Here is a 10,268-nt window from a genome sequence, read left to right as displayed (position 1 = left end):
GTAAGGGGTCCGGCCTGATGTGATGGTGTGGCCGCTGGTTTCACCATCTGAGAGGACGGCCCTTTTGGGCGAGAACGAACTGATTGATAACCCCTTGGCCGCTGTGCTCAGCGCTGATCAGATTGATGCTCTGGTCAACGCTGCGGAGGACCTCGGAGAGGGCCGGCACGGCGTTGAGGAGCTGCTGTCGCAGATGACCAAAGCGGTGCTTGAACGGGCCTTGGAGACCGAGATCAGCGACCACCTCGGATACGAATTGGGCGACCCTGCCGGGGCCGGTAGCGGTAACTCCCGCAACGGCAAGACCAGCAAGCAGGTCCACACCCTGCAGGGCCCGGTCGAGGTCACCGTGCCCCGGGACCGTAACAGCACTTTCGAGCCGGTGATCGTGCCCAAGCGGGCCCGTCGGCTGGGCAAGGTCGAGGACATGATCCTTTCCCTGTATGCCCGGGGCATGACGACCCGGGACATCGGCTCGCACCTGGAGGAAATCTACGGGGCGAAGGTCTCGGCAGCGACGATTTCCCGGGTCACCGACGTGATCGCCGATGAGATCACCCAGTGGCAGAACCGGCCGCTGGAAGCGGTCTATCCGATCGTTTATATCGACGCGATCTGGCTGAAAATCAGGGACGGCGGGGTCGTGGTCAACAAGGCCTGCCATGTGGCCGTCGGGGTGGACGTGGAGGGCCGTAAGCAGGTGCTGGGCCTGTGGTTGGGAACCCAGGAAGGAGCGAAGTTCTGGGCTAATGTGCTGACCCAGATCCGCAATCGCGGGGTCAAGGACATCCTCATCCTGTGCTGCGACGGGCTGACCGGGCTCCCCGCGGCGGTCAACAGCATTTACCCCGAAACCGTGGTGCAGACCTGCGTGGTGCATCTGCTGCGCTCGGCGATGAGATACGCCTCCTACAAGGACCGCAAAGCGATGGCGAAGGACATGCGGCCGATCTACACGGCGGTGTCCGTGGAGGCCGCTGAGCTGGCCATGGGGCACTTCGCCGAGGTCTGGGAGTCCAAGGCCCCGGGCGCGGTGCTGGCGTGGCGGAACGCGTGGGAGGACTTCATCCCGTTCCTGTCGTTCACCCCGGAGATCCGCAAGGTCATCTACACGACCAACCAGATCGAATCGATCAACTACCAGCTCCGGAAAATCACCAAGACCCGCGGCTCGTTTCCCTCCGACGAGGCAGCAATCAAGCTCGTCTATCTCGGGATCCGGAACATCGAGACCCTGCGGGGTGGCGAGCTGGGCACCGGGACCCAGGGATGGCATCAAGCACTGAACGCTTTCGCCATCCAATTCCCTAACAGGCTTCCGATCTGACCGACCCGGCAGAACGGATAACCAGCTGGTCCCTTACACACTTCATTTGACACGCCCCAAGTCCACGAAGATCCCGCCCGGCAACAAGTATCTCAAAGCAGCATTGGGAACCGCGGCCATGGTCGCCGTGCGGGACCAGAACAGTTACCTCGGCGCCAGGTATCGGCGGATCAAGACAAGACGCGGCGCTCAAAGAGCCCTCGTCGCCATCGAGCACTCGATCCTGACCGCTATCTGGCACATGCTCGCCAACGGCGAGTGCTACAAAGAACCGGACGAAGACCGGTACGTCCGAATGAATCAAGTCAAGACGACCAACCGAGCCATCAAGCAACTACGCCAACTCGGCTACGACGTCACCCTCGCACCTACCAGCGCAGCCTAATCACCTTATTTACGTATCAGGACACGCCGTTTATCGGGCGCCAAACGGGGTGTGTCCTGCCAACTCACGGGGCTATTCCTCTGTGTGAAGCACCGGCTTGGTGAAGTAGTCCGGGTACTTCATGACGGGTTCGGTGCGGCGCACTGTCGGGTGATCCGGGTGCTTCCGCACGGCGTAGTGATGGCCCTCGGAATCCACCTCAACAATGAGTTCGGCGAGCTCTGCTTCCGAAGCGCTTTCGAAATCATCGTGCCGGTGCACCACCGGCTCATCGAGGGCGTCCCTCTCGGCCGGTCCAAGGAAAATCGTGGCGGGGTTCTTGATCCAGCGGCGCCGGGTTCTCTCAGCCATGGGTATCGCCTTCTTTCTGCGGCTGTTCGAGTACCCACATCTTAAGTCCGTCCGGCTGAAAAAGATCCGGCCAGGACGCAGAAATCCCCCGCACCGTACTGCCTGGCGCGGGGGAGTTTCCGTGTGTTGTTACTGCCCGTTCGTCGGGGTGCTGTCCCCATCCGCAGACGGGAGCTTGTTCGCCCCGCCGGAGGGTGACACCGCAGTCGGCGCAGCGACGCCGGTTCCATCCACCACAACCGACACGAAGGTGACAGCGGTGGATCCTGCGTAGGTCACCCGGCCGACGTAGGAGCCGGGCTCAAGGCCCGCCCAGTTCAGCGTGACCTCACCGGACTCGCCGTTGGCGAGCTCCAGCGGGTTGGGCGAGATCGAGGCGTTGCCTTCATCGGCGCCGAGGATGGCGGCGTCGAAGGTTGCAGCCGTTGCCTGGCCGTTGGGGCTCGCATAGAGGTTGACAATCGCCGTGTAGACGCCCGGAACCGGGTTCTGCAGGTTCAGTGTCTCGCTCGCCGAGGCGGTGGCCACCTGGTAGAGGCGCCCGTTGGGATCGAACACGAAGAGGTCGAAGTCAGCGCCCGGATCGGCCGAAAGCACCGACAGACTCGCAAACGGCGTGTCCTTCGGAACGGTCACTTCAGTCACGTAATTCGACGCGTTGTTTTCCACAACCACCGGTCCCGGCACCAGCGACAGCGGCGAGCTGTTGGCCTTGGAGAGGCCCTGCAGCGTCATGCTGACCGGAGCGTTGGTACCCGAGGTGACGGGGATCGTTCCGCTTCCATCCGGGCCCTCCGAGGTGAACGCAACCTGGGACGGAGCGACGACGGACTGCGGACGGACCGCGACCGGTGACGCAACAACCTTGCCCTGGCCTTCCCAGACCAGCGAACCCTTGGCGAATTTGCCGAGCTGTGCTTCGGCGTTCTCGAAGGTCACTTCGAAGGTCTGCTTCTCGCCGGCCTTCGTGAAGTTCAGTACCGAAGGGGTCACCTTCACGTTGACACCCGGCACGTTTGCCGTTGCGGTGTAGGTGCCCGGGGTAAGGGCAGTCACCGTACGGGTGACGGTCGTCTTGCCGGTCAGGTTACCGACGGCGAAGGACGGCACGTTCATGTTCTTCGCGTCGATGCCTTCGACACCCTTGACGTCCGCGTATCCGGTGCCTTCAACGAACTGCAGGTACTCGATCCTGCCGGCGTCGTAGACGAGCCCGGGGTTAAGGACGCTGGTGGGATCCACCTGGCCGGCACCGGTTGCGAAGACGTCGCCGTCCACGCCGCCCTCGGCATTCTTGACCGGATCCGCGGTGGTCATCATGGCGGACTTGACCGCAGCCGGTGACCAGGCGGGGTTCTTGGCGAGGATGAGTGCGCCCACTCCGGCAACGTGCGGAGCGGCCATCGAGGTTCCGGAGAGGAACCCGAACTCATCACCGCCGGTACCGATCGGTGACACACCTGCGAGAACGGCAACACCGGGTGCTGCAACGTCCGGCTTCAGCAGATCGGAGCCGGTGGCGAGCAGCGGACCGCGTGAGGAGAAGCCTGCGATCTGCGGGACGGGAGGCAGCGGCTCACCGGTGGTGTCTTCATCTACAAGAGCAACCAGCATGTCCGGATTGGCTGCAACCTTCTCTTTGAGCTCAAGGCTCGCCGGAGTGTTGACGTGGATGGTCGGGACCGAGTGCTTGTCCGTGTCCATCGAGGAGTCGGTGAGGTTGACCAGGATCATGCCCACTCCGCCGGTACGTGCAACCTCGGCGGACTTGGCCACGCGGTCGTACACGCCGCGGTCGCAGACAACAATCTTGCCTGCCACGCGCGTTGGGTCCAGCGAGTTCGGTGCGCAGAGGTCGCCGTCCTTGGCACCGGCCGCGGCAGCGTTTGCGGACAGGACCACCGGGCTGGCGGGAACTCCTGCGCTCATGATGCTGGCTCCGCGGAACTTGGTGCCGTCGGCGAACTCAGCTGTTCCCTGCAGCGCGTGGCTGAAGGTGCTTGCCGCGACAGTGGTCACCCAGGGAGCTCCGTGGTTGACGGTGCTGGCCGTCGGGCCCGAGTTGCCTGCTGAGGCCGACACGAACACACCTGCGGATGCCGCACCCAGGAAGGCCAGGGAAACCGGATCAGTGGTGGTGGTCGCGCTGCCCGAGATGGAGTAGTTCAGGACATCGACGCCGTCGAGCACCGCCTGGTTGATCGCTGCGATAGAGGCGGAGGAGTAGCAGCCGCCGGTATTCGGATCATTGTCCGCCCAGCAGACCTTGTAGACGGAGAGCTTGGCTGCCGGAGCGACGCCGGAAGACTTGCCGAAGTCACGGCCGGCGACGGTCTGGGTGACGTTGCTGTTGCCCACCGCCGTGCTGGCCGTATGGGTTCCGTGGCTGTCCACATCAATCGGCGACAGCACCTCTTCGGGGGCGCGGTTCGCCTTGGGTACGTACTCTTCGAAATCCTCGGAGAAGTACTGGGCTGCGAGGACCTTCGAGTTGCATTCGGTGCCGGAGAAGCGCACACCGACCTCACACTCACCGAGGAAGGTGGTGCCGTCGGACTTCAGCATCGCGATGCCGCCCTTGGCCCGGTACGGCTGGCCGACCTGGGGCTGCTCACCCTTCTTGAGCTTGACGACCTCCGTGCCCTGGAAGAAGGGACTGCTCGGCGTGTATCCGGTGTCGATGACTCCGACCACCGTTCCGGCACCGGCGTTTGCTTCGCCGCCGAACTGGGTGTTCCAGGCGCCGCCCTCGCCGCGCAGGTTGAGGATGTCGAGGCTGGAGTAGTCGTCGGGAGCATTCTCCACGTCCGGAGCAACCATCCGCACGCCCGGATCCTTGGCGAGCTCAACAGCCTGGTCCGAGGTCAGCTTCGCACTGAAACCGTTGAGGGCTGCGGTGTAGGACCGCTTGATCGCCACACCCTTTTCGCCCGCAACAGCCTGCTGCTTCTGTTCGAGGTGACTCTTGTACTTCTGGAAGTCCTTCTTCTCGGAAAGCTTCTCACCCTTCTCAGGCTTGGTCGCCTCAATTCCGGGGACACCGCCGTCGTACATGGCAGCAGGCTCTTCATTGAGCACCACAATGTAGCGGCCATCCGGGTAGTTGCTGGGATCCACTTTCTTGACCGGCTGGATCTGCTGGGTAGCAGTAGGGCCAGCGGGTACGGCAGCGGCGGGCACCGCTGACATGGAACCGAGAATCAGGGGGAGGCCAACCACGAGAGCTGTAGCTCTGCGCAGACCACCTGCCCGACGGTTCCTGTGTTGGGGGTCTTTCACGCGAGGGTACCTTTCATCGAAAAAGCGACCGGTCTACGCCGGACTGAAAGAAGCTGGTGTGAGGGCTGTGCCCTGAGTCACAACCAAGCCATCCATAGGTTACCCCCGGGTACGGTGCCTGATGGCTGTTCCTGAGCAGATCCTGACGGTAAACAGGGCATTGCGCCAAGAATGAATTTTCATAACGGACGTTAATTCAATTTCAGCGGCAGGAGTGGTAAAGCGGTTGCTTCAGGCCATCAGGGATAATGGGCGGGTGGCGCTGACCGTTCTGACCCCGGAAGAGTGGGAACCGCGCGCCCTCGCCCATACCCAGCGGGCCCGAGCGTTCACCGAGCCCTACCTTCGGCGGCGGGCTGAACAGAAAAGACATCCTGTCGAGGACTTCCTGTTCACCTATTACACCCAGAAGCCTGCGCAGCTGCTGCGCTGGCACCCGGGCGCGCATACCGTTCTGACCGGCCCGGGCGCCGTCGAACGCGCCGGCTGGAAGTTCTACCGTCCGCTCACGTCAGCCGAGCGGCAACAGCTCGGACTGAACGACGACGACGGCGCAGCCATGGTCGATCTTCCCGCCTTCCTTGCCGCACGGCGGGAGGCAGTGGATTTTGCGCACATCATCCTGTCCGGCACGGCCGCCCGTCCGGCGCAGTTCGGCTGTTTCGGCCTGCATGAGTGGGCCATGGCCTACAAGTCGGATGAGAATTCGATCCGGCATGAATACCTGGGCCTCCGGCTGGGGCCGTCCGGAACGGATGAGGTGGTCGAGGCCAACCGGATCAGGTGCACCCATTTCGATGCGTTCCGGTTTTACGCTCCCCAGGCGAGCGCCCTGAATGAACTTCAGCCCACACGGGAGGCGCAGCGGGACCTTGAACAGCCGGGCTGCCTGCACGCCAACATGGACCTCTACAAGTGGGCCTACAAACTGACCCCCGTTCTTCCGAGCGAGCTGGTCATGGACTGCTTCGAGCTCGCCTGGCGCATCCGCACGATGGATATGCAGGCTTCCCCCTATGATCTTGCCGAGTGGGGCTACCCGCCGATTGCCATCGAAACCCCGGCCGGCCGGGCCGATTATGTGCGGGCACAGCGGGGGTTCTCGGCTGAATCCCAGCTAAAGCGTGCACAGTTGAACAAGTGCATCGACCAACTGCACGTGGATGCCGGGCACTGAGCCGGGCCGCAGCCGTTCGGAGCGGTAGCGAGGGCACCGGGTGAGACCACCAGCGAGGGCGACAAGGAGGTTACCGTGGAAACAGCACGCAGTGTTGCCGTCAGGGGCGCCTGCCTCCTGACCGGCTCCGTGCTGACGGTGCTGCTGGCCGGCTGCGGCGCCACCGGTAACCCCGGAACGGAGCTGACCGCCGCCCCGCCCAGTTCACCGTCGTCCCAACCAGCAGTACCGTCCCCAACGCCCACCGCCTCGGAGAGCAGTATGTCGACCGATTCACCGAAGCCCGCACCCAGCCTCCCGTCCGATCCTGCCGCCGTCGGGAGTTCAATGCTGACCATCAGCATCAGGCAGAATCCCGAAGCCGAGCCGGTCGAGTACTTCCTCGAATGCACTCCGGACGGCATCGGGGAAACCACCACCCTGCCGAATCCCGCAGCGGCCTGTGAAGCAGTCAAGCGCCTAGGCGCGGCGTTCTTCAATGCGGAGCCGGACCCCAACCAGATGTGCACCCAGCAGTACGGTGGGCCGCAGACCGCCACAATCAAGGGCACCGTGGACGGGCATCGCGTCTATGCCTCCTTCTCCGCGACAGACGGTTGCGAGATTGCACGGTGGAACGCCGTCGAATCCATCCTCGGGCCGGCCGGCGCCAACTGAGCCGGACTGCCGCTTCACGGGTCACGGACCGTTGGGTTGGGCCGGTAGAATGGAACGGCAAGCTCGCGGAGCGCTGGATCAGGCTGTAGGAAATCCGAGCGTGAGACGGCACCCGTCGGGCAACCGCATTTAAACGCGCTGTTCTTACTTCACAGGAGTTGCCGGATGCCCCGGATCGTTGTTGACGTCATGCCCAAACCTGAAATCCTCGATCCGCAGGGCAAGGCCATCGCCGGCGCCCTCCCCCGCCTCGGGTTCACCGGATTCGCCGAAGTCCGTCAGGGCAAACGGTTTGAGCTCACCGTTGAGGGGGACGTCACCGAAGAAGTGCTGGAGCATGCTCGCAGTGCCGCCGCCACCCTCCTGTCCAACCCGGTGATCGAGGACGTGACCCGGGTCGAGGTCATCGAGGACGCGCAGTGACTGTCGAGACTCCCCTGATCGGCCATTCGGCAGCCGAAGTTGTCGACGAGCACCTGTCCGGCGTCCGCGTCGGTGTGGTCACCTTTCCGGGAACGCTCGATGACCGGGACGCGCTGCGTGCCGTCCGCATTGCGGGCGGAACCGGTGTTCCGCTGTGGCACGGCGACCATGACCTCAAGGATGTGGACGCCGTCATCATCCCCGGCGGCTTCTCCTACGGTGACTATCTGCGTGCCGGAGCCATTTCCCGTTTCGCTCCGCTGATGGAACAGATCACCGCGGCCGCTTCCGGCGGCTCCCTGCCGGTGCTTGGCATCTGCAACGGCTTCCAGGTCCTCACCGAGGCGCATCTGCTGCCCGGTTCGATGATCAAGAACAACCACCTGCACTTCCTGTGCAAGGACCAGCGGCTCACAGTCGAGAATACGACGACGGCGTGGACCTCCTCGTATGAAAAGGGCACCGAAATTGTGGTTCCGCTGAAGAACCAGGACGGGCAGTTCGTTGCCGACGAGCGCACCCTCGACGAGCTCGAAGGCGAAGGCCGTGTGGTGTTCCGCTATGCCGGTGGCAACCCCAACGGCTCCCGCCGGGACATTGCCGGCATCACCAATGAGCACGGCAACGTGGTGGGCCTCATGCCCCACCCCGAACATGCCGTCGAGGCCGGTTTCGGTCCCGACTCCTCAGCGTTCGGTGAGGTCGACGTCCGCGGCGGCGTGGACGGACTCGGCATCTTCACCTCGGTACTGCAGAAACTGGTTAACAAGTGACTACAGAGACAACCTCAAAGAAGTTCAACATCGACACCGTCGAACACGCCGAGCAGACCCCGGAGCAGCAGCTCCCCTGGGCCGAACTGGGCCTGAAGGAAAACGAGTACCAGCGGGTCGTCGAGATCCTCGGACGCCGGCCCACCGCTGCGGAACTGGCCATGTACTCGGTGATGTGGAGCGAGCACTGCTCCTACAAGTCCTCGAAGGTGCACCTGCGCCAGTTCGGTGACAAGGTCACCGACGCCATGAAGGAACACCTCCTGGTGGGGATCGGTGAGAACGCCGGCGTCGTCGATATCGGGGACGGCTGGGCCGTGACCTTCAAGGTCGAATCCCACAATCACCCGTCCTTCGTTGAGCCCTACCAGGGTGCGGCAACCGGCGTCGGGGGCATTGTCCGCGACATCATTTCGATGGGCGCACGTCCCGTCGCTGTCATGGATCCGCTGCGGTTCGGCGCGATCGACCATCCGGACACCGCGCGTCTGGTCCACGGCATTGTGGCCGGTATCGGCGGATACGGAAACTCCCTGGGGCTGCCGAACATCGGCGGTGAAGTGGTCTTCGACTCCGTCTACCAGGGCAACCCGCTGGTCAACGCTCTGGCCGTCGGCGTCCTCCGGCACGAGGACATCCGGCTGGCCAACGCCTCCGGCGTCGGCAACCGTGTGGTGCTCTTCGGTGCGCGTACCGGCGGCGACGGCATCGGCGGAGCGTCGGTGCTCGCCTCCGAATCGTTCGACGATGCGAAGCCGTCCAAGCGGCCTGCCGTGCAGGTCGGCGATCCGTTTGCCGAGAAGGTCCTCATCGAGTGCTGCCTCGAGCTGTTCAAGAACGGCATCGTTGAGGGCATTCAGGATCTGGGTGCTGCCGGCATCTCCTGTGCAACGTCCGAGCTGGCCTCGAACGGTGAGGGCGGCATGCACGTCGAACTCACCGACGTCCTGCTGCGTGACCCGTCACTGACTCCGGGTGAGATCCTGATGTCGGAGTCGCAGGAACGCATGATGGCTGTGGTGACCCCCGAGAACGCGGGCGCGTTCGAGGCGATCATGGACAAATGGAGCGTCGAGTACTCCTGGCTGGGTGAGGTCACCGATACCGGCCGGCTGATCATCGAGTGGGACGGCGAGAAGATTGTCGACGTCGATCCCCGGACTGTTGCCCATGACGGCCCTGTGTACGAGCGCCCCTATTCCCGGCCCGAGTGGCTGGACGGTGTGCAGGCCGACTCCTTCGCCGGAGACCGGCCGGCCGGCGGTGAGCAGCTGAAGTCTGCCGTGCTGGAGCTGATGTCCTCACCGAACATGTGCTCGAAGGACTGGATCACCAACCAGTACGACCGCTTTGTCCAGGGCAACACCGCCCTGGCCATGCCGGACGACGCCGGTGTGGTCAGGGTCGATGAAGAGACCGGCCTCGGCATCGCGCTCTCCACCGATGCCAACGGCCGCTACTCCTACCTGAACCCGTACGACGGCGCCCGGCTGGCTCTTGCCGAGGCGTACCGCAACGTCGCCACCACCGGTGCCCAGCCGATGGCCGTCACCGACTGCCTCAACTTCGGTTCACCCGAGGACCCCGAAGTGATGTGGCAGTTCGCTGAGTCCGTCCGCGGCCTCGCCGACGCGTGCCAGGACCTGGGCGTTCCGGTTACCGGCGGCAACGTCTCCCTCTACAACCAGACCGGTGGAGTGGCCATCCACCCCACGCCGGTGGTGGGTGTGCTGGGCGTGTTCGACGACGTCGCACGCCGCACCCCGTCAGGTTGGCGCGAGGATGGCCAGGCGATCTACCTGCTCGGCACCACCCGCAATGAGCTGGACGGATCCGAGTGGGCCAATCTGCGCGGCCACCTCGGCGGGCAGCCGCCGGTGCTGGACCTGCAGGCGG

The 10,268-nt window shown here is 64.0% G+C and carries 9 protein-coding genes; 7 read left to right on the top strand and 2 right to left on the bottom strand.

Going from position 1 to position 10,268, the window contains the following annotated elements; translation table 11 throughout:
* The first annotated feature begins 22 nt into the window (after positions 1-22).
* Both X803_RS0112460 and X803_RS0112455 read left to right on the top strand, forming a co-directional pair.
* Entirely contained in the window at positions 23-1,327 is a 1,305-nt protein-coding gene (locus X803_RS0112460) for an IS256 family transposase (protein WP_245702877.1), read from the top strand.
* 46 nt (positions 1,328-1,373) lie between these two features.
* On the top strand, positions 1,374-1,712 hold the full coding sequence (locus tag X803_RS0112455) for a hypothetical protein (RefSeq protein ID WP_156930062.1): 339 nt from the start codon (positions 1,374-1,376) through the stop codon (positions 1,710-1,712).
* A gap of 72 nt (positions 1,713-1,784) precedes the next feature.
* Here X803_RS0112455 and X803_RS19750 read toward each other — a convergent pair whose 3' ends face one another.
* Both X803_RS19750 and X803_RS0112445 read right to left on the bottom strand, forming a co-directional pair.
* Positions 1,785-2,063 carry a hypothetical protein gene (locus tag X803_RS19750; protein WP_035778914.1) on the bottom strand — a complete coding sequence of 93 codons (279 nt, stop codon included), beginning with the start codon at positions 2,061-2,063 and terminating at the stop codon, positions 1,785-1,787.
* A gap of 129 nt (positions 2,064-2,192) precedes the next feature.
* The gene (locus tag X803_RS0112445) at positions 2,193-5,252 is read right to left on the bottom strand and encodes a S8 family peptidase (protein ID WP_084033720.1); all 3,060 of its coding nucleotides are present in this window, start codon (positions 5,250-5,252) and stop codon (positions 2,193-2,195) included.
* Between the two features lie 361 nt (positions 5,253-5,613).
* Here X803_RS0112445 and X803_RS0112440 point away from each other — a divergent pair, with 361 nt between their 5' ends.
* The 5 genes from X803_RS0112440 to purL all read left to right on the top strand — a co-directional run.
* A complete protein-coding gene (locus tag X803_RS0112440) occupies positions 5,614-6,519 on the top strand; it encodes a 3-methyladenine DNA glycosylase (protein ID WP_253907466.1) in 906 nt (301 codons plus the stop codon).
* Positions 6,520-6,594: 75 nt separating this feature from the next.
* Positions 6,595-7,176 (top strand): SSI family serine proteinase inhibitor, encoded by a 582-nt coding sequence (locus tag X803_RS21130; RefSeq protein WP_051470732.1) that lies wholly within the window; start codon positions 6,595-6,597, stop codon positions 7,174-7,176.
* Between the two features lie 165 nt (positions 7,177-7,341).
* Positions 7,342-7,599 (top strand): phosphoribosylformylglycinamidine synthase subunit PurS, encoded by a 258-nt coding sequence (gene purS / locus X803_RS0112430; protein WP_026545382.1) that lies wholly within the window; start codon positions 7,342-7,344, stop codon positions 7,597-7,599.
* A gap of 14 nt (positions 7,600-7,613) precedes the next feature.
* On the top strand, positions 7,614-8,372 hold the full coding sequence (gene purQ / locus X803_RS0112425) for a phosphoribosylformylglycinamidine synthase subunit PurQ (RefSeq protein ID WP_026545381.1): 759 nt from the start codon (positions 7,614-7,616) through the stop codon (positions 8,370-8,372).
* Positions 8,369-10,268 (top strand): phosphoribosylformylglycinamidine synthase subunit PurL (purL, locus tag X803_RS19740; protein ID WP_035778911.1); only part of this gene is annotated, 1,900 nt, incomplete at its 3' end. The genes purQ and purL, both read left to right, overlap by 4 nt.

Origin of the sequence: Arthrobacter sp. 35/47 (assembly GCF_000520475.1) — a bacterium.
Taxonomy (GTDB): domain Bacteria; phylum Actinomycetota; class Actinomycetes; order Actinomycetales; family Micrococcaceae; genus Arthrobacter_D; species Arthrobacter_D subterraneus.
The sequence above is the reverse complement of the archived record's forward strand: the minus strand, read 5'-3'. Positions and strand labels throughout refer to the sequence as shown.